Raw genomic sequence first — 19,099 nt, forward strand, 5'->3', positions numbered from 1 at the left:
TTCCAGGTAGCGGCGCTCGGTCAGGCTGCCGGTGCGGTGGGCGGCGGGGAGGTAGTGCTCCCGAGCCGCCGGGTGGTCGCCGGCCGGCTCCAGCAGATGGGCGCGGACCGCGTGCAGCCGGTGGTGGTCGCTGATCCGGTCGTCCCCGGCGAGCTGGTCCAGCAGGGCTCACGGCGACCGCCACCGCCCGGTCGAGGCCGGCTGTCGGGTCACTGAGCGACTGCCACAGCGGCATCCCCGTCCGGGTCGGCGGCCAGTACCGCTCGGACGACGGCCCGGGTGTCGGACAGGCTCGGCAGCACCGTGCCGGCCCCGGCTGCTCGCAGCGCCTCGGCCGAGGTCACCCCGGTGGACACGGCCAGGATGGTCGCGCCTCCCGCCTTCGCCGTGGCCACGTCCAGGACGGTGTCCCCGACGATCACTGTGTCCGCGCCGGTGAACCGGTGGCCGTAATGGGCGTAGGCGCGCTCCAGGGCCTTGGGGAGCAGGGCGATACGCTCCTCGGCGTCGTCCCCGTAGGCGCCCGCCGCCAGGTCGAGGTGGTCGGTGAGCCCGAAGGCCCTGAGCTTCAGCTCCGCGAGGACACGCATGTTCCCGGTCAGGACCGACTGCCGCACGCCCGGGACCCGGCTCAGCGCCGCCAGGGCATCGGACGCTCCCGGCAGCGCTCGTCCGCGAGCGGCCAGCAGGTCGGCTCGGGCGTCGAGTTCCGCCGCGACCGCGTTGATGAACCGGGTCAACAGGTCGGGTGCGGGGGCGATGCCGTGGAGCCTGAGCGTGTCCCCGGCGATCAGCAGCTCCGTCCTGCCGGCCATGTCCGCCATGTGCTCCAGCGGGCGTCCGGTCACCCGCTCGAAGGCGCTGCGGTAGGCGTCCCGACTCACGCCTCCGCCGTCCAGGAGGGTGTGGTCGATGTCCCAGAGGACCAGTCGCGATCGCTCGTTCCCGCCCATGCTCACCCCGTCCTGTCGGCGCCGGCGGAAAGCGCGAGCCACCGTCTCGACCCGCGTGCTTTCGCATGGGTTCCTGCCGAGACCGGCCGCTCCATAAACACCGACATGGGCGTCGTCGGCATGGAGACGGTCGCCGCCGTGGACAGGCCGGGCCGCCCGTGGTGGCCGACAGGGCGGGTCAGCGGTTGCGGCGGGTGACCAGCTCGGCCAGGGTGAGCAGGTCGCCGGCGGCGGCCGGGTCGGGGATGGCGCGGGCCAGGAAGTCCATGGCGGTGGCCATCCGGTCGCAGGCCTGGGCCTGGGCCCAGTCCCGGCCGCCCGCCCGGTCCACCGCGTCCGCCGCGCGGGCCAACTCGGCGTCGTCCAGCGGTCGGCCGGTGGCATAGAGGTCGGCCAGCTCGGTGGCGGCGGGGGTGTCGGAGCAGAGCGCGAAGACCACGGGCAGCGACTTCTTGCGCGCGGCCAGGTCGGAGCCGACCGGCTTGCCGGTGGTCTCCGGGTCGCCCCAGATCCCGATCAGGTCGTCGATGTACTGGAAGGCCAGCCCGGTCAACCGGCCGAAGCCGTCCAGCGCCTCCACCGCGACCGACCCGGCCCCCGCGTACAGCCCGCCCAGCGCGCAGGCGCAGCCGAGCAGTGCCCCGGTCTTGGCCTCGGCCATCCGCAGGCACTCGGCCAGCGTCACCCCGGACCGGGTCTCGAAGGCGCAGTCCGCCTGCTGGCCCTCGCACAGCTCGATCACGCAGTCGGCGAGCCTGGCGGTGGCCACGGCCGCCGCCGGGTGCCGCTCCTCGGCCACCAGGCGCAGCGCCAGCGCGTGCAGGGCGTTGCCGGCCAGGATGGCGTCCGACGAGCCGAACACCGACCAGGCGGTGGGCCGGTGGCGGCGGGTCGGGTCGCGGTCGATGACATCGTCGTGCAGCAGGGTGAAGTTGTGCACCAGCTCCACTGCGGCAGCGGCCCGCACGGCCTGGTCGGTACGCCCGCCGAGGGCCTGGACGGCGGCCAGCACCAGGGCGGGGCGGATCGCCTTGCCCGGGTCGCCGTGGGCGGGGGTGCCGTCGGCCTCGGCCCAGCCGAAGTGGTAGGCGGCGACCCGGCGCATGGCGGTGGGCAGGGAGTCGACGGCGGTGCGCAGCACCGGGTCCACCAGCAGGCGGGTGCGGGCCAGCAGGTCCGATGCCTCGTCGCTCTCGCGCTCCAGTGTGCGGCCTCCCATGGCCGTTTCCCTCTCCGCAGCAGGACCCGCCGACCCCGGGCGGCGGGGCGGCGGCTTCGGTGCCGGCGCTGCGGGAGCGGGTGCCCCCGCAGCGCCGGGACGGGTGTCAGTCGCGCTGGGCGATCTGGACGTTCTCCAGGACGCCGAGGGCGTCGGGGACCAGGATGGCCGCCGAGTAGTAGGCGCTGACCAGGTAGGAGATGATCGCCTGCTCGTTGATCCCCATGAAGCGGACCGACAGGCTCGGCTGGTACTCGTCCGGGATGCCGGTCTGGTTCAGCCCGATGACGCCCTGCTCGTCCTCGCCGGTGCGCAGCACCAGGATGGAGCTGGTCCGGGCGTCGCTGATCGGGATCTTGTTGCAGGGCAGGATCGGCACGCCCCGCCAGGCCGGGACCATGTTGCCGTGGATCTCCACGCTGCCCGGGTAGAGCCCGCGCTTGCTGCACTCGCGGCCGAACGCGGCGATGGCGCGGGGGTGGGCCAGGAAGAAGCGCGAGCCGCGCCGCCGGGACAGCAGCTCGTCCATGTCGTCCGGAGTGGGCGGGCCGGAGTGCGGCTGGATGCGCTGGCCGTAGTCGGCGTTGTGCAGCAGTCCGAACTCGCGGTTGTTGACCAGCTCGTGCTCCTGCCGCTCGCGCAGGGCCTCGATGGTGAGCCGCAACTGCTGCTCGACCTGGTCGTGGGGGTGGTTGTAGAGGTCGGCCACCCTGGTGTGCACCCGCAGCACGGTCTGGGCGACGCTCAGCTCGTACTCACGGGGCTCGGGCTCGTAGTCCACGAAGGTGCCCGGGAGCACCGCCTCGCCGTGGTGGCCGGCCGACAGCTCGATGGCCGCCTCGCCGTACTTGTTGCGCGCCGGGCCGTCGGCCGCGGCCTCGGCCAGATGGGCGCGGAGCTGCGGGGAGCGCTCGGCGACCGCCGTCAGCTCGACGCGCGGCAGGGTCAGCACGGTGCAGGCGGTGGCCGCGCGGGCGGTGAACGGCCAGCGGCCGTCCGAGCCGTCGAGGACATGGCCGCCGAAGTGGCCGCCGTCCGCCAGGACTCCGAGCGCGGTCTGCTCGCCGTACGCTCCGGCGCCCTCCTTGGTGATCTTGCCGTGGGCGATCAGCACCACCCGGTCGACCGGCTGCCCGGCCTCCGCGAGGACCTGCCCCGGCTGGATCTCGTGCTGCTCGAACCGGCCGGCCAGCTCCTGGAGCACACCGGCGTCGGTGAAGCCGCGCAGCACCGGCAGCTCGCCCAGCTCGGCGGGCACCACCTTCACCTGCGAACCGGTCTGGACAAAGGTCACCCGACCGTCGCCCACCGTGTAACTGAGCCGCCGGTTCACCCGGTAGGTGCCGCCCGTCACCTGTGTCCACGGCAGCATCCGGAGCAGCCAGCGGGAGCTGATCTCCTGCATCTGCGGCACGGACTTGGTCGTCGACGCCAGATTCCTGGCCGCCGCCGTACCCAGGCTGAGCTGCGGTCGTCCGTCCTGCGACGCCGCATCCACACCTGTCTCGACCGACATTCGGGGCCCTCCCAGCAGATTTGCCATGGCTTGCGTGATCCATGGTGACTGGTGGGGCGCGAGTAAACCATCACTCGAATGGGTGCATCTTTAAGTCATATAAAACTACTCATCATTCATTCCCGTACTTTCACTGAATAGCTCGAATGAGCGAATTCCAGCCCGCACCCCGGACGGATCAACCCCGGTCGCGGCAGGCTGGAACGGCCGCCAGCCTGGTGGCAGCCGAGGCAGGACGCCCGAGGAGAGCCCGGCCCGAGGAGAGACCCGCCCGAGGAGAGACCCGTGAGCCGCACCGATCAGCGCACCACCGCCCGCACCGAGCCGCTGCGCCCGCACCGCGCCGCCCTCGCGGCGGCGATCCTGCTCGCCGCCGCCGGGATCACCGCCGGGGCCTCCTCGTGCAGCAGCTCCCCCAACACCTCCACCGGTACGCCGCCGGTCCCGAGCGCCGCCACCGGCGCCCCCGGCGCCCCCACCCCGAGCGCCACCGGCGCCCCCAGCACCCCCGGCGGCGGCGCGGCGTCCTTCCAGTCGTCGGTGGCAGCCCAGGCCTCGTCGGCCAGGGCCTCCGCGTCGGCGGCGCTCAAGTCGGTCACCGGCCAGGGCAACGCCGTCGCCGACGTCCGGCTCACCGGCATCCCCGCGACCACCCCGGCCGGCCGCCCGGCCACCGCCGTGCACATCACCAACCACTCCGGGAAGCAGGCGTCGTACGCCGTGCGGATCGACTTCGTCGACAGCGCCGGGAAGGCCGTGCAGAGCACCGTGGTGGGCACCCGCGACCTGGCCGCCGGGGCGTCCGCCACCGTGCTCGCCTTCGGTGCCAAGACCAGCACCGCGCCGACCACGCCCAAGGTGGCCAAGGCGCAGCGCTACTGACCGGCGCCCGGGTTCGGGCGGCAGCACCGCCCGCAGCAGCACACGGAGGCGCCCGCCATGGATGCGGTCCTGCACGCCCTGTCCCTCACCGGCTCGATGGCCTGGGAGATCGCCTGGGCGCTGGTGCTGGGCTTCGCGCTCTCCGCCGTCGTACAGGCGGTGGTGCGCCGGTCGACCGTGGTGCGGGCGCTGGGCGACAACCGGCCGCGCACGCTGGCGCTGGCCGCCGGGCTCGGGATGGCGTCCTCGTCCTGCTCGTACGCCGCCGTGGCGCTGGCCCGCTCGCTGTTCCGCAAGGGCGCGGACTTCACCGCCGCGATGGCGTTCGAGATCGCCTCGACCAACCTGGTGGTCGAGCTGGGGGTGATCCTGGCGCTGCTGATGGGCTGGCAGTTCACGGTGGCCGAGTTCGTCGGCGGGCCGATCATGATCGTGGTGCTGGCGGTGCTGTTCCGGCTGCTGCTGCGCCGGCGGCTGCTGGACGAGGCGCGGCGGCAGGCGGAGCGCGGGGTCGCCGGGTCGATGGAGGGGCACGCCGCGATGGAGATGTCGGTGCGGGGCGGCGGGTCGTTCGCCCGGCGGCTGTTCTCCCGCGACGGCTTCACGGCGGTGGCGCACGTCTTCGTGATGGAGTGGGCGGCCATCCTGCGCGACCTGGTGGTGGGGCTGCTGATCGCGGGCGCCATCGCCGCCTGGGTGCCGGACTCCTTCTGGCGGGCGTTCTTCTTCGACGGGCATCCGCTGGCGGCCCGGCTGTGGGGGCCGGTGATCGGCCCGGTGGTGGCGGTGGTGTCGTTCGTCTGCTCGATCGGCAATGTGCCGCTGGCCGTGGTGCTGTGGAAGGGCGGCATCAGCTTCGGCGGGGTGCTGGCCTTCATCTTCGCGGACCTGCTGATCCTGCCGATCCTGTCCATCTACCGGAAGTACTACGGCCTGCGCACCGCCCTCTTCCTGGCCGGGACCTTCTACGCGGCGATGGTGGTGGCGGGCTTCGCGGTGGAGTTCGCCTTCGGCGGCCTCGGGCTCGTCCCCGACCAGGCGGCCGCGACCCTCCCCGACCAGGGCGTCTCCTGGGACTACACGACCTGGCTCAACATCGTCTTCCTGCTGCTCGCCGCCGCCCTGGTGGTCCGCTTCGCCCGCACCGGCGGCCCGGCGATGCTCCGGACGATGGGCGGCTCCCCCGCCGGCGGCACCGGGCACCCGCACTGAACCGGTCACAACCGCGACCGGGCTGCTGTGTACGAGGACTCCGCCGCCGCGCCCTCCGGCCTGGGCAGACGGCCCATGTCACGCTGCCCACCCGTGTGGGGGCCGCCGACTTCGGAAAGAACTTGTAGGGACCAGGTCAACTCCTGCCCAGAAAAGCAGCGAATCCGGTCGGCGGCAGGTCTTGGGTTATTGAGTACGGGGGGACGCATGCATGGAGCGGATGCGACTGGCGGTAACGGGCCGGGGCGTGGGCAGCAGGCCCGCAATGATCTGAGCGGGACGGTGCAGGGACCCAGTCTCCAAGCCGGTACGGTCTACGGGGGCATCCACCTGGGCACGGCGCAGCCGCGCGACGCGCAGCAGCCGTGGCAGCTCCCGCCCGCGATCCGGATCGCCGGACGGGCCGCCGAGACCGCCGCGCTGGAGCAGTTGCGCGACCAGGCCGAGCAGTCGAGCGGTCAGGCGTTGATCGCGGTCAGCGGGCTCGGCGGGGTGGGCAAGACCGTCCTGGTGTTGTCCTGGCTGCACAGCAACCGCTCCCGTTTCCCCGACGGCCAGCTGTACGCGGACCTGGGGGGCAACGGCACAGCCGGCCCGGTCGCTCCAGACGAGATCCTGGGCAGCTTCCTGCGCGCCCTGGGCGTACCGTCCGAACGCATCCCCCGGACAGCCGGGGAGCGGGCCGGGCTGTACCGGTCCCTGACCGCGGGCCGCCGGTTGGCCGTCCTGCTGGACGACGCCTTCACCGCCGCCCAGGTCAGGCCGCTGCTGCCCAGCGGACGTTCGGTGGCGGTGGTGACCAGCCGCTGGCGGCTGACGGGGCTGTCCGTCGACGGGTTCTCCGCGCTGCACCTGGAGCCGATGGGCGTCGACGAGGCCGTCGAACTTCTGGCGGTCACCCTGGACGACGACCGGGTGGACCGGGAGCTGGCCGAAGCCCGGACGCTGGTCAACCTGTGCTCCGGGCTGCCGCTCGCGGTCCGCGTCGCGGGCGCCCGGCTGGCCGCCCGGCCACAGCGGGCGATCACCACGATGGTGCGGGCGCTGGCGGAGGAGCGGGACCGGCTGGACGTCCTGGCCATCCGAGGCGACCATGCCGTCCGCGCCACGCTGGACCTCTCCTACCGGGCGCTGCCCGAGCCCGCCGCCCGGCTCTACCGTGGGCTGGGGCTGCACCCCGGGCCGCACTTCGGCGCCGGGGTGGCTGCCACAGTGCTGGCCGCCGACCCCGGTCAGGGCGACCCGGTCGACTGGCTGGACCTGCTGATCGACGCCAGCCTGCTGTCCGACGACGGCGGCGACCGGTACCGCCTGCACGACCTGGTCCGGCTGCACGCCACCGCGCAGGCGGCGGCAGATCCGCCAGAGGTACGTGCGGCCGTGCGGCGCCGCATCCTGGACCACTACCTCGCCTCCGCCACCCGCGCCGAGGAGATCCTCGATCCGCACCACCGCTCGCTCCCCCGCGAGCTGGGGCCCGATCCGGTGACCGCGGACTTCGGTGACGACAGCGCGGGAGCGCTGGCGTGGCTGGAGGCCGAGCGGTCCAATCTGATGGCTGCGGTGCATTGCGCTCGACGGGACGGCTTCCCGGCCACCGCCTGGCAGTTGGTCGACGCCATGTGGCCGCTGTTCGTCCGGCGGAAGTACTACGCGGACTGGCGGGCCGCCCATCTGGACGGCCTGGCGGCGGCCGAGGTGTGCGGCGATCCTGCGGCGGTGGCGCGGATGCTCACCTCCGGCGGGCTCGGCGAGTTGGGGGCCGGCGGCCACGTCGCCGCACTGGAGATGTTCTCGCGAGCCGCCGAGATCCTGCGGGAGACCGGCGACGGGCTCGGGTTCGCCCGGACCTTCAACTACCGGGGGCTGGCCTTCCGCAGGCTCGGCCGGTCGGCGGAGGCCATCCGCTGCTTCGAGCGGGCGGCGGAAGAGTGCGCCCAGTACGGCGACGTACGGGGCGCCGCGCTGGCCCGGCTGAACCTGGCGGAGACCGCCCTCGCCCCCGAGCACCCGCAGCGCGCCGACGCCGCTGCCGCCGAGGCCCAGGCCGCCGCAGCCCAGGCGGTCCTGTCGGCGGAGCAGGACCCGTACAACGCCGCCCGTGCCGGTGTGCTGCTCGGCCGGGCACTGCTCTGCCTGGGCCGGTACGACGCGGCCGAGGCTCACCTCGATCAGGCCCACGCCGAGTTGCGGCGGATGACCGCCGGGCGCGAGGTGGCCAAGGCACTGGAGACGCTGGGGGAACTGGCGGAGCGGCGCGGGCAGCCGGAACTCGCCCGCACCCGGTACGAGGAGGCGGCGCTGCTCTACGGCGAGCTGGGGGCCCCGGGAGCAGCCGCCGCCAGGGCCCGGCTCGATCGACTGGGCGGTCCCCTCCGGCCCGGGACGTGAGGGAGCCGCGCGGCCGCCTTCAGTGGAGCGGACAGTCGCGCGGCCTCCCGTACGGCCGCTAGGTACGCCGGAGCAGGATGCGCTCCGGCGGGCAGCCCGGCGCCCCGGGCCGGAGCGGCTGGACCACCGCCGGGGCCAGCGCCAGCGGGGGCAGCCCCGCCGCCAGCCAGCCGTGGACCAGCGAGGCCAGCACCTCCCAGGGCAGCCACGCGGCGGCCGAAGCCACCGGTGCGGCGTCCAGCGTCAGCGGGGTGGCGGTGGCCAGCCGCAGTGTGCAGTGCCGCGCCCTGTGGACGGAGGCCACCACCAGTGCGCCCGGGTGGCGGTCCGGCTCCTCCTCCATCCGGGTGGGGTCGCTCACGCGGACCAGGACGTCAGCCAGTTGCGGCCAGGGGTGCGGGCCGTGGGCGGCGGCTCGCAGATGGCGGTCGAGGAACGGGCCGGTGCGCTCCGGGTGCCAGACGGCGGTACTGATGTGCACGGCGTGGTCGGCGGGGTGGCCGGTTGACCACAGGACGGCCCGGCCGCGGGCCGGTCCGCCGTCCAACGGGAGCAGGACCGCCGCGGAGTGCCCCGGCTCGTGCGCCGGGTGGTCCATGGCCGGAGCCGCCCCGGCTCTCGTACGCGGGATCACGATGCCTCACTCTCTTCGAGCGGTCCCCGGGCCAGAAACGGCGGAGCGGCCGGCTCGATATCGGGGAAGTGCTGCTTGGGCAGGCGCAGTCGGAGCTTGCGGTACATCAGGGCCCGCATGTTGCGGGCGAAGCGCTGGGGTTCGGAGGAGATCCGGGCGGCGATCCGGGCGTAGTCGTCGCACCGCTGGGTCCGCGGGTCACCTACCAGTTGCCGGGCCAGCGGCTTCCCGGGCGCGATGCGGGGTGCCAGCTCCCCCAGCTCGGCCATCGGGCAGACAGGGTCGACCCCCCGTTCGGGAAAGGTACCGAGCAGGACGGGCGCGCCGGTCACCGTGCCGTACAGGGTCGCGGAACCGTGATCACCGATGATGTGGTCGGCGGCCACCAGCACGCCGCACCAGTCGGCGTGCTGGCTCACCAGGGCCAGGCCCGTCCGGCGGAGCCGGGAGAGCCAGGCCCGGATCTGCCATTCCCCGTGTGCGTTCCAGGCGTTGGGGTGCAGCAGCAGCGCCACCCGGTATCCCTCCCGCGGAAGCTCGGCAACCAGCCGTTCCAGCAGTTCCGATGCGCGGGCCAGTAGTGAGTCCGGACCCCAGGTGGAGGTGACCACCACCAGCCGCTGGTGGACTCCCGTGCCCAGCGCCGCGCGGTAGACCGCGCGCAGCGGCATGCTGGCCCGGATGCAGTCGTAGCTCGGGTCGCCGACCACCGAGGCGACAGGCACCGCCTCCGGGCAGCCTCGGCCGAGTCTGAGGAGTTCCTCGCGGTGGCCGAGGGTGATCGCCGCCGGCACCACCGCGCCATCCCTGACCAGCCACTGCCGGCCGAGGCCGTAGGCACCGTCGTCCGGTACCGCGTGCGGGCGGTGACCGTCCAACACCACCTTGTTGTACCCGGCACCGTGCGCCAGCACGACCACCGGTGCGTGCAGTTGGTGTATCCCCCCGTATCCGGCGGCCAGCGCCAGGTCGAACCGTGTCTCCACCGCCTGTTCCCACGGCACCACCACGGCCCGGAGGCCGGCCAGGAACTCGGGCACGCCGTTGCTGAAGACGTCCGGCGCCATGGTGAAGACCACCTGCACCCGCAGGTCGCCCTCCAGCAGGCGGATGGAGTCGAGCAGCCGCTGACCGGTGGTGACGGTGTGGACGACGGCCAGGACCATCCGGCATCCCGGCCTGGTGGCCCAGCGTTCGGCGTCCAGCCGTACGGGCACCTGCCGCCAGCTGACATCCCATGCGGAACTCAATTGAACCCCCGTTGCCCAGGCGCGTCCGCGCCGGACCGGCCGAACCGGCGGCCCGCGCGACGCGCTGTCCTGTCGGCTGCCATGCCCGCAGCCGATGACGGAGGGATGCCCGGCCCGCTGGATGCGGCGCTTGCAGAAGACCTGCAGCCGACTTGCAGCGGCCCACTGCCCTTAGATGACGGAACATGCCAAAATCGGTCCACCGCGCGATGCACACGAGCGAAATCGATCACCAAATGTCAGGAACAACCGGCGCAGAGGGGAACCGCTGGTGGAGTTCCGTTTGCTGGGACCGCTTGAAGTGTGGGCCGACGGTCGGCAAATCCGGCTGGGATCGACAAAAGAGCGGGCTTTGCTGGCCATTTTGGTCTGTGCGGCCGGATCACCGGTCACGGTGGACACCCTGCTGGAGCGGATCTGGGACGGCAAGGAACCGCCGGGGGTCGAGACCCTCCAGTCCTACGTCTCCCGACTCCGCGGCCGGCTGCGGCCGGCGGCCGGGGAGCGCGCCCGGGTGGACTTCGCCGCGCACACCTACCGGCTCCAGATCGACCCCACAGCGGTGGACCTGCACCGATTCCGGCAGTTGCACCGGCAGGGCCGCGCCACCGCCGCGGGCGGCGACCCAGGGCGGGCTGTGGAGCTGCTGCGGGAGGCCGAGGCGCTCTGGCGCGGGGAGGCGCTGTCCGGCTTCGACGGCACCTGGGCCGCCGGCCTGCGCGCCCGGCTCGGCGAGGAGCGGCGCGCGGCCCGGGAGCAGCGCGTCCGGCTGGAGCTGGACCTCGGACGGCACGCCGAACTCATCGGTGAGCTGGGTGAGCTGGCGGCCGAGCGGCCGGTGGCGGAGCCGGTGGTGATGGACCTGATGCTGGCGCTGTACCGCAGCGGCCGACACCCCGAGGCCCTTGCCGTGTACCGCGACGCTCGGGCCCGCCTGCGGGACGAACTCGGCCTCGACCCCCGGCCGGAGCTGAGCCGACTCCACCAGCGAATCCTGCACCGCGACCCGGCCCTGGCAGCCGCCCCGGCCCCGACCAACCACCCGCAGCACCGGCCCCCTCGGGCCCCGGACACCCTGCTGCGCGACCTGCCCGACTTCACCGGCCGCCGTGCGGAACTGGCCGTCCTCCTCGCGGAGAATCCCCCGAACGCGACCTCGCTGTCCTTGAAAGTGGTCACCGGGATGCCAGGGGTGGGGAAAACCACCCTTGTTATCCACGCGGCCCATCTGTTGCGCGACCGCTACCCGGATGGCCTGCTCCATCTCGACCTGCACGCCTACAGCGGGCCGGCCCCCCGGGAGCCGGCCGACGCGCTCGCCCTGCTGCTGACGATGGCGGGTACTCCACCGGAGACGCTGCCCGCCGACCTGGACGGACGGGCTTCGTTGTGGCGTGACCGGATGGCTGGTAGCCGCACCCTGTTGGTACTGGACGACGTTCGGGACGCCGCACAGATCCGCCTGCTGCTGCCCGGTACGCCCAACTGCCGGGTGTTCGTCACCAGTCGGCATCGGCTTGCCGAGCTGGAAGGCGCCGAACCACTGCCGCTGGACGTACCCGCGACGGCCGAGGCTGTAGAGCTGTTCACCCGGATCGCGGGCGCGTCCCGAATCTCCGACCCGGAGAGTGTGCGCCGGGTGGTGAACCTGTGTGGCCACCACCCCCTGGCCCTGCAACTCACGGCCAGTCGGCTGCGCCATCAGCACGCCTGGGACGTGGACGACTTGGTGGATCGACTGAGCCGGACACCCGACCAACCCGGGGAGCTGGACGCACTGCCGGGCATCCTGGGGTCCTTCGAACTCTCGTACAGCGAGCTGGGCCCAGCCGAGCAGCGACTTTTCCGCCTGCTGGGGCTGCACCCGGGGCCGGACCTGACGCTGTACACCGCTGTCGCACTGGACGGGCGCCAGGTCCCGGACGTCCGCCGCAGCCTGGATGAGCTGGCGGACTGCCATTTCCTGAGCGAGCTGCTCCGGGACCGCCATCAACTGCACTATCTGATGCATGCCTTCGCCTTGCGGATGAGTCGCCGCGACGACACCGAGCAGGACCGGCGCGCGGCTGTCGGACGCCTGCTGGACTACTACTTGGCCGTCGCGGACCACGCCGACCGGCTGGCCCATCCACGCCGCCGGAGGCTGGCCAACCGATTGGAGCACCCTCCGGCAGTGCGTCCCGTCTTCGCGGACGCGGACGAGGCAGGGGCCTGGCTCGATGTGGAACGCTCCAATCTGCTGGCTGTCTCCCGCGTCGCCGCCGCCCACTCACCGATGCATGCCCGGCTGCTCCCCCACGTACTGGCCAAGGCGTTCTATGGATGGGGGGCCTGGCAGATCGCGGACGGCCTCCATCAGGCCGCGCTCACAGCGTGGGGCGAGAGCGGTGACCAGGTCGCCCGGTCACAGATCCTGATGGAACGTGCCTCCATGCTCTGGACGCTGGGCTCGCACGAAGAAGCACTGCGTTGCGGGCTCGAAGCTCTGCGGCTCAGCCGGGCGGTCGGTGACCCGCGCGGCCAGGCCGAGGCACTCTGCCAGATCAGCCGGGTTCGCCTGGTCTCCGGGCGCCCCCGGGAGGTACTTCCCGATCTGGAGGAGGCATTGCTGCTGCACCAGCAGACCGGCAACCACCGGGGCGAGGCGGAGGTACGCAACCTCCAGGGGATCGCTCTATCGCGGGCGGGCCTGTTCTACCAGGCGCTGGAGCAGTTCCGGTCGATGCTGATGCTGAACCTGGAGATCGGCGACAAGCATGGCCAGATATGGGCATTGAACAACATGGGGGACAGCTACAGCCGCCTAGGCCGACACCAGTTGGCCCGGTCCCACTACGACGAGGCGATGGCACTGGTCCGAAGCGTCGGCGGCGTCCAGGAACTCGGAAACTTATTCGACAGTCTCGGAAACTTCTACCGGGACACCGGGGAACCCTTCCGCGCCCTCACCTTCGCCCGCAAGGCAGTCGACCTCTTCCGGGGGCTCAGCGACCCCAGGTCGGAGAGCGATTCCCTGATCAACATCGGCCTGACATACCTGAAGCTGGCGCGGTACCGGGAAGCCCTGACCCACCTCACCATGGCCGAGCGCATCGCCCTGCGGATCGATAGCCGACTCACCCGGCAGCAGGCCCTGCTCGGCATCGCGGCGACCCGGCGGGGGATGGGGCAGTACAAGGCTGCCCTGGCGGCGGACCGGGAAGCACTGGCAATCGCCCGACGGCTGGACGCGACCTTCGAGACCGCTCGGGCGCTGGAGGGACTGGCCAAGACAGCGGTGGCCCTCCACAGGGCCACCGCCGCACGGACGTTCTGGTCAGAGGCGCTGGTGCTCTACGAGCGGCTAGACCTGCCGGACGTCACGGTGGTCCGCGACCACCTGGCCACGCTGGGGGCTGACGGACTCTGAGACCATCACGCTCCCCCACATCAGACCGAGGAGCACGAAGGCGGTGATCAGAGACGCGCTAGGGACGTGCACGAAGTTGGCTCCGTTCGAGCATAGTACTGATGTCCATACCGACTTCGGCCGCTACGCTACTGAGATCACTCTCTGGGACCAACATCAACGATCAAGGGCAGGCTGCAGGCCGGCACGGCCTGACCAGCGCGATCGGCTCCGTACGGGACCCGGGTCCTAGGCGACCTCGATGCCGTACTCCTCGACCAGGGCGGCCAGGCCGCCGGGGTAGCCCTTGCCGCCGAGCACGAAGGCCCAGTCGTCGCCCGCGCGGCGGCGGAAGGAGCCCAGCACCAGGGCGGTCTCGCCGGGGCGGCCGTCGGAGACGGCCAGCTGCTCGATCTCGGTGCCGGCGGCGTCGGCCAGCCGGATGCGGGCGTCGGTGAAGCCGGCCAGGTCGGCGGCGGGGTCGGCCTCGGGGTCGATCGCGGCGACCAGCACCAGCCGGTCGGCGGCGGCGGGCAGCCGGTCGAAGGCCACCCGGAGCGCGGCCCGGTCCGGGCCGGTGGGGGGCAGCATCCGTACGCTGCCGTCCGGGGTGGCCGGGTTGTTGTAGAAGACGAAGTGCTCCTCCGCGACGACCCGGGTGCCGGTGCAGACCAGGGCGCACACATCCAGCGCCACGCTGCCGGACCACGACATGCCCAGCACATTGGCGTCGTCGGCCGGTGCGGACGCCGCTGCCGCCGGGGCGGCGGGCGCCGCCGGGCCGTCGCCCAGCCGGCCGCCCAGACCGTGCCGGTGCAGCAGGTCCACCAGCTCCGGGCCGGTGACCAGGGTCAGCGGCTTGCCGGCCGCGAACTCGTACGAGGTGGGCCCGAAGGAGGAGGTGGTGACCAGCAGCCCCTTGTTCGCGCCCTTGTCCTGCACCGTGCCGAACAGGTCGCGGACGGCGGTCGGCGGCACCGTCCTGCGGTAGCGCTTGGCCTGGACGACGATCCGGCCGCCGCTGATCGGGTCGGGGTCCAGCGCGTCCACGTCCACCCCGCCGTCACCGGACCGCTGGGTGGTCACCGCCCGCATCCCCCGGGCCCGGAACAGCTCCGCGATCAGCTCCTCGAACTCGATCGGGTCCATCTCGTACAGGTCCGGCTCCACCTCGTCCGCGTACGACGGCACCGCACGGCCGACCTGGGCGGGCGTGCGGCCGGGCCGCACCTCGACCCGCCGGTCCGCGCCCTGGGAGAGCTGCCCCCGGAGCCCCTCGACCAGGCAGTCGACCGGGCTCACCTGGGCCAGGTGCAGCCGCTCGAAGTCGCCGCGCGCCACCGTCACCGTGGCCAGGAAGACCTCCTTGGGCAGGCCGGTGACCGGGTCGGCGCCCGGCACGAACCCGTTGAGCGCCACCGACTCCAGCACCCCGAACCCGTCGGCCGCGAACAGCTCGTGCAGCACCAGCAGCAGGCACTGCGCCAGCACCTCCCGGTAGAGCGTCCGCCGCTCGGTCCGGGTCAGCCGGGTCTCCTTCTCCCGGTCGGCGGTCGGCATGTAGCGCACCGAGGCGATCTCCGGCACCACCTCGTCGCCGGGCAGCTCCCAGTCGAGCACCAGCTGCCGGGCGGCCGGGTCGTACGCGGCCGTCGGCTGCTGCGGGAACCCCTCCGGCCAGCTCCGCGACGCGTAGAGCGCCGCCGAGAAGTACGCCACCACCGACTCCGGGTCGCCCCGGCGCACCGCGGCGACCAGGCCCTCGACGCCCGCGTTCTGCTCCCGGACCGCCGCGAGCTGCTGCTCGGCCCAGCGCTGGTACTGCTGCCAGTAGGCGTCCAGCCGGCGGCGGCGCTCCGCCTCGGCGGCCTGCGCGGCCCGGCAGTCCTGCTCATAGCGGGCGCGGGCCTGCTCCTCGGCCTGCCGCCGGGCGCCGAACCCCCAGCCGGACTGCGGCGGCGGCTGGTAGGCGGCGGGGTCGGGCATCGGGACGGGGGTGGCCAGCGGTCCGGGCGCGAACGGTTCGACCTGCTCGGGGCGGGTCAGGGCGGCGGTGCCGAACGCCGGGGCGCGGCACCCCGCCGCCAGCAGGCCGCGCAACTCCGCGAGCCGGGCGGCCAGTTCCTCGGTGCGGCGGGCCGCGGCCGCCTCGCATCCCTGCCGGTGGGCGGCCTGCTGCTCCCGCTGGCTGCGGGCGGCCGCCCGCTCGGCGGCCCGCTGCTGCCGCTCCTGTTCGCGCTGCTGCTGGACGCGGGCCCGGTGCTGGGCCTCCTGCTGCCGCCGCTGCTGGCGCTGGATCTCGGCGAAGGTGGCTATCAGCCCGCTGGAGCGGCGGCTCATACGGCTGGGTTCCTCTCCGGGACGCCCACCCGCTGAGGTCCGTCGCGGGGAACGACGCGGATCGAGACGCGCGGCACGACGGAGGCGGGGGCAGGCAACCAACAGTGTCCACCGGACCCTATCGGCTGGCCGTCGGCCGCTTCACCTCCTCGGCGCAGCGGGCGGCCCCCCGCCGGGCCGCCCCGGTCGGGCCGGACCGGCGGGGGTGGGCCGGTCGGGTCGGCGGACGCCCGGAGCGCGGCCGGAGCGGTGCCCGCCGTGGGGGGCGGGCGCCGCTCCGTACGATGCCTGACGGCCGATCGGGAGTCGTATCTGACGTGCCATCAGTCACTCGCCCTGTCGGCGGATCGGGGCAGCGTCTACCGGCGGACCAGGGTGAGGGTCGCGGAGTGCAGCTGGCCCACCCGGCCGCCGGCGGCGGTGCCGAAGGTGACGTACGCCTGGACGGTGGAGGTGAGCAGGTTCATCACATGGCTGATGGTCACGCCGTTGGGCTCGACCCAGGAGACGAAGTACTGGGCGATGCCGGTCTGGACGACCTGCAGCGGCGCGTCGAAGCTGTCGCCGACGCCGTCGCCCTGGACCGTCTCGGAGTGCAGCGTGCTGCCGTCCGCCGAGTAGGTGTTGCGGTAGACGTTGCCGTTGTCCATCGTGACCAGGTAGGTGTGGCCGGCGAACAGCGGCGGGAGGACGTGCGCCGAGGCGGCGTTGGCGGTCACGGCGGCCGGGGCGGGTGCGGCGGCGGCGCCCTGGGCGGCGTAGACGATGCCCCCGGTGGCGAGCAGGGGCAGGACGGCGAGCGAGACGAGCTTGCGGTTCATGGCGGGTTCCTTCCGGAGTGGGCCGGCTGGGGCTGCTGCGGCCGCTTCCAGGCCGAAGCTAGTCATCCCGGACGGGCCGGTGTTGCGGGCCAGCGCACGGCTCCTTGCGCATCCACGCCCGTCCCCGCCGGGCCGTCACCACGGTGCTGACGTGCTGTCAGAGTGGTTGTGCGGGCGGGGAGATCCGGTGTACGCGCGACCGGATCGAAGCTGCCGATGGCAGTTGCATACCTTCGGGAAGGTTTGCTTTCATCGAATCAGCGTCTCCGCGCGCCCAGCACCACAGGTGGGCACAGCACCGGGGAGATCGACGCACGCCTGCGTCACACCCGATGGAACCGACCGGGCGGAACTCGAGCCCATGGGGAATGAGTGAGAGATGATCAAGCTTCAGGATGCCCTGCGGCACGCCGCAGACCGCCCGGACCACATCGCACTGATCGACGGCGGGCGGCGCATCACCTGGTCCGAACTGACCGATGAGATAGCCAAGGTGGCCGGCGGGCTGTCGAAGATCATACCAGCCGGCCGCCCCGCCAGAGCCGCCTTCCTGGCCTGCAACGGCTGGGAACTGGTGGTCGCGATGGCCGCCTGCGAGACGATCGGCCTGCCGATCACCGGCCTGGACTTCGAGGCCGGCCCCGAGGCCACCGCCGCCGCGCTGGAGCAGCTGCGGCCGACCGTGGTCTTCAGCACCAAGCTGCACCGCCCGCTGCTGATCGCGGCCGGCTGGGCGGACCGCGAGGGCGTGCTCCAGGTCCACCTGCACGGCGTGGGCGAGGAGCTGGCCGCACCCGAGCCGATCGTCTTCGAGCCCAGCGCCGGCGAGCCGGTCAGCTACGCGACGCTGGCCGCCACCCAGAGCCCGGTCACCACCCCCTGCGACCAGCCGTACGAGTCGCTGGCGCTCACCTACGAGGTGGACGGACCGCCCCGGCTGGTGGTGCGCGCCGGCTCGGTGGAGCGGCGCCGGCTGGCCGACCTGGCGGACGAGTTCGCGCTGGACGAGGACGACATCTACCTGGTGACCGTCCCGATGTACCACGCGTCCAGCCCCAGCTGGGCCCGGATCTTCTTCGCGCTCGGCGGCACCGTGGTGCTCGGCCCCTACCACGACCTGGCGGAGATGGCCCGGCTGATCGTGGACGAGGGGGTGACCGCCACCCTGATCGTCCCGCCGACGCTCTCCCGGCTGCTCTCCCACCCCGACTCGGCGGAGCTGCGCGTCGCCTCGCGGCTGCGCTACGTCTTCTCCGGCGGGCGGCACCTCAACCGCTGGATCGTCAACGAGGCGTGGGAGCGGCTCGGCCCGGTGCTGCACCTCTACTACGGCACCACCGAGACCGGTCTGATCACCATGATCACGCCGGATGAGCTGCACGTCGCCTCCTGCCGCTCCGGCCGGGCGCTGCCCGGCACCACCATCGCGATCCTGGACCCGCTGGACCGGCCGGTGCCGATCGGCGTCCGGGGCCGGGTGGCCGTCGCGGGCTACCAGCTGATGGACAGCTACGGCAGCACCCCGGCGCCCGCCGTCCTGGTCGACCTGGGCGACCAGCAGGGCCCCCGGCGGTTCCTGCTCACCGGCGACAACGGCGTGATCGACTACGACGGCCGGCTGGAGGTGACCGGCCGCACCGGCGGCGTGCCCAAGGTGCAGGTCGACGGCGAGCGGGACGCGGCCGTCTTCGGCCTGGAGGCCGACCTGCTCAGCCAGCCCAGCATCCGGGACGCCGCGGTGCTCCGGCTGGACCTGCCCGAGTACGGCGACGCCCTGGCCGTCGCGTTCGTCCCGGTCGCGCCGGACCGGGAGGCGGCCGGCCACCGGTCCATCGAGGCCGCCTGCGCCCGCCGGGTGCCCTGGCTGCGCACGCACACCGTGGCGGTGGACGAGATCCCGTACAGCCCGACCGGCAAGATCCGCACCCGGGAGCTGACCGCCCGGGTGCTGCCGCTGATCTCCCTGAACGTCCACCTCGACCAGCAGTACGCGAAGGAGGTCCCCGCATGACCACCGCGCTGCCCCCGGACACCCACGAGGACGGTGTCCTGGAATTCGACCTCGCCGAGCAGCTGCCCGCCCTGGAGGCGGCGCTGACCGAACTCCCCCTCTCCCGGGCGACCGCCGTCCTGCTGGCCGAGGTGCCGCAGTACGGGGAGAGCCTGATCGTCGCCTATGTGCCGGTCGACGCGGAGCGGGAGGCGAGCGCGCTGCGCGCGGTCCGGGCCGTCTGCGCCCGGATCGTGCCGGCGCTGCCCGCCCTGGTGGTGCCGGTGGACGGCATCCCCTGCACCCTGGAGGGCGAGGTGCGGGCGCAGGCGCTGTTCGACTCCCTGCTGCCGCAGATCGCCCGGGACCTGCTGCTCCCCAGTGAGATGTCCGCGTGACCCCTGGCCCCACCAGGGGCCGCCCCGCAGTGACCCCCGCCCCGCCGCCGGCAGCCAGCGTGCTGCCGGCGGCGGGGCGGACCGCGCTGCGGGGCCCTCCCGGGA

13 protein-coding genes are annotated in these 19,099 nt (G+C 73.1%); 6 read left to right on the forward strand and 7 right to left on the reverse strand.

All coding sequences use genetic code 11. The features are described 5' to 3' along the window. Positions 1-209: 209 nt before the first annotated feature. From ACIQGZ_RS26085 to ACIQGZ_RS26095, 3 genes are all read right to left on the reverse strand, one after another. Entirely contained in the window at positions 210-953 is a 744-nt protein-coding gene (locus ACIQGZ_RS26085; protein ID WP_402606196.1) for an HAD family hydrolase, read from the reverse strand. Positions 954-1,131: 178 nt separating this feature from the next. Next, complete coding sequence (locus ACIQGZ_RS26090) at positions 1,132-2,172, reverse strand: family 2 encapsulin nanocompartment cargo protein polyprenyl transferase (protein ID WP_402606198.1); 1,041 nt, start codon at positions 2,170-2,172, stop codon at positions 1,132-1,134. Positions 2,173-2,278: 106 nt separating this feature from the next. After that, a complete protein-coding gene (locus ACIQGZ_RS26095) occupies positions 2,279-3,688 on the reverse strand; it encodes a family 2B encapsulin nanocompartment shell protein (protein WP_402606200.1) in 1,410 nt (469 codons plus the stop codon). A 285-nt stretch (positions 3,689-3,973) separates the two neighbouring features. On the opposite strand from ACIQGZ_RS26095, the gene ACIQGZ_RS26100 reads away from it, so the two are divergent. The 3 genes from ACIQGZ_RS26100 (at position 3,974) to ACIQGZ_RS26110 (ending at position 8,173) form a co-directional block, all read left to right on the forward strand. Further along, positions 3,974-4,570, forward strand: coding sequence for a hypothetical protein (locus ACIQGZ_RS26100; RefSeq protein WP_402606202.1), 597 nt, complete (start codon positions 3,974-3,976; stop codon positions 4,568-4,570). A 57-nt stretch (positions 4,571-4,627) separates the two neighbouring features. Beyond that, positions 4,628-5,782: a permease gene (locus ACIQGZ_RS26105; protein WP_402606204.1), complete on the forward strand. Its 1,155-nt coding sequence runs from the start codon at positions 4,628-4,630 to the stop codon at positions 5,780-5,782. A gap of 282 nt (positions 5,783-6,064) precedes the next feature. After that, positions 6,065-8,173 carry an ATP-binding protein gene (locus tag ACIQGZ_RS26110; RefSeq protein WP_402606206.1) on the forward strand — a complete coding sequence of 703 codons (2,109 nt, stop codon included), beginning with the start codon at positions 6,065-6,067 and terminating at the stop codon, positions 8,171-8,173. Between the two features lie 58 nt (positions 8,174-8,231). On the opposite strand, the gene ACIQGZ_RS26115 is transcribed toward ACIQGZ_RS26110, so the two are convergent. Further along, positions 8,232-8,771, reverse strand: coding sequence for a hypothetical protein (locus tag ACIQGZ_RS26115; RefSeq protein WP_402606209.1), 540 nt, complete (start codon positions 8,769-8,771; stop codon positions 8,232-8,234). Between the two features lie 32 nt (positions 8,772-8,803). Next, on the reverse strand, positions 8,804-9,973 hold the full coding sequence (locus ACIQGZ_RS26120) for a hypothetical protein (RefSeq protein ID WP_402606367.1): 1,170 nt from the start codon (positions 9,971-9,973) through the stop codon (positions 8,804-8,806). 259 nt (positions 9,974-10,232) lie between these two features. Between ACIQGZ_RS26120 and ACIQGZ_RS26125 the strand changes: the two genes are divergently transcribed. Next, complete coding sequence (locus tag ACIQGZ_RS26125) at positions 10,233-13,466, forward strand: BTAD domain-containing putative transcriptional regulator (RefSeq protein ID WP_402606212.1); 3,234 nt, start codon at positions 10,233-10,235, stop codon at positions 13,464-13,466. A gap of 228 nt (positions 13,467-13,694) precedes the next feature. On the opposite strand, the gene ACIQGZ_RS26130 is transcribed toward ACIQGZ_RS26125, so the two are convergent. Beyond that, positions 13,695-15,785, reverse strand: coding sequence for a restriction endonuclease (locus tag ACIQGZ_RS26130; RefSeq protein ID WP_402606214.1), 2,091 nt, complete (start codon positions 15,783-15,785; stop codon positions 13,695-13,697). A gap of 359 nt (positions 15,786-16,144) precedes the next feature. After that, positions 16,145-16,606, reverse strand: coding sequence for a MoaF-related domain-containing protein (locus ACIQGZ_RS26135; protein WP_402606216.1), 462 nt, complete (start codon positions 16,604-16,606; stop codon positions 16,145-16,147). A gap of 379 nt (positions 16,607-16,985) precedes the next feature. On the opposite strand from ACIQGZ_RS26135, the gene ACIQGZ_RS26140 reads away from it, so the two are divergent. Both ACIQGZ_RS26140 and ACIQGZ_RS26145 read left to right on the forward strand, forming a co-directional pair. Beyond that, entirely contained in the window at positions 16,986-18,617 is a 1,632-nt protein-coding gene (locus ACIQGZ_RS26140; RefSeq protein WP_402606218.1) for a class I adenylate-forming enzyme family protein, read from the forward strand. Further along, complete coding sequence (locus ACIQGZ_RS26145) at positions 18,614-18,994, forward strand: hypothetical protein (RefSeq protein WP_402606220.1); 381 nt, start codon at positions 18,614-18,616, stop codon at positions 18,992-18,994. The genes ACIQGZ_RS26140 and ACIQGZ_RS26145 overlap by 4 nt, the downstream gene beginning before the upstream one ends. Positions 18,995-19,099 lie beyond the last annotated feature (105 nt).

It is taken from the genome of Streptomyces sp. NPDC092296 (assembly GCF_044755465.1).
Lineage (GTDB): Bacteria > Actinomycetota > Actinomycetes > Streptomycetales > Streptomycetaceae > Peterkaempfera.

What these genes read in the sequence shown, in the direction of transcription:
- ACIQGZ_RS26085 (WP_402606196.1), bottom strand. Translation starts at nt 953, where the DNA reads ATGGGCGGGAACGAGCGATCGCGACTGGTCCTCTGGGACATCGACCAC.
- ACIQGZ_RS26090 (WP_402606198.1), bottom strand. Translation starts at nt 2,172, where the DNA reads ATGGGAGGCCGCACACTGGAGCGCGAGAGCGACGAGGCATCGGACCTG.
- ACIQGZ_RS26095 (WP_402606200.1), bottom strand. Translation starts at nt 3,688, where the DNA reads ATGTCGGTCGAGACAGGTGTGGATGCGGCGTCGCAGGACGGACGACCG.
- ACIQGZ_RS26105 (WP_402606204.1), top strand. Translation starts at nt 4,628, where the DNA reads ATGGATGCGGTCCTGCACGCCCTGTCCCTCACCGGCTCGATGGCCTGG.
- ACIQGZ_RS26115 (WP_402606209.1), bottom strand. Translation starts at nt 8,771, where the DNA reads ATGGACCACCCGGCGCACGAGCCGGGGCACTCCGCGGCGGTCCTGCTC.
- ACIQGZ_RS26120 (WP_402606367.1), bottom strand. Translation starts at nt 9,973, where the DNA reads ATGGTCCTGGCCGTCGTCCACACCGTCACCACCGGTCAGCGGCTGCTC.
- ACIQGZ_RS26125 (WP_402606212.1), top strand. Translation starts at nt 10,233, where the DNA reads ATGACGGAACATGCCAAAATCGGTCCACCGCGCGATGCACACGAGCGA.
- ACIQGZ_RS26130 (WP_402606214.1), bottom strand. Translation starts at nt 15,785, where the DNA reads ATGAGCCGCCGCTCCAGCGGGCTGATAGCCACCTTCGCCGAGATCCAG.
- ACIQGZ_RS26135 (WP_402606216.1), bottom strand. Translation starts at nt 16,606, where the DNA reads ATGAACCGCAAGCTCGTCTCGCTCGCCGTCCTGCCCCTGCTCGCCACC.
- ACIQGZ_RS26140 (WP_402606218.1), top strand. Translation starts at nt 16,986, where the DNA reads ATGATCAAGCTTCAGGATGCCCTGCGGCACGCCGCAGACCGCCCGGAC.
- ACIQGZ_RS26145 (WP_402606220.1), top strand. Translation starts at nt 18,614, where the DNA reads ATGACCACCGCGCTGCCCCCGGACACCCACGAGGACGGTGTCCTGGAA.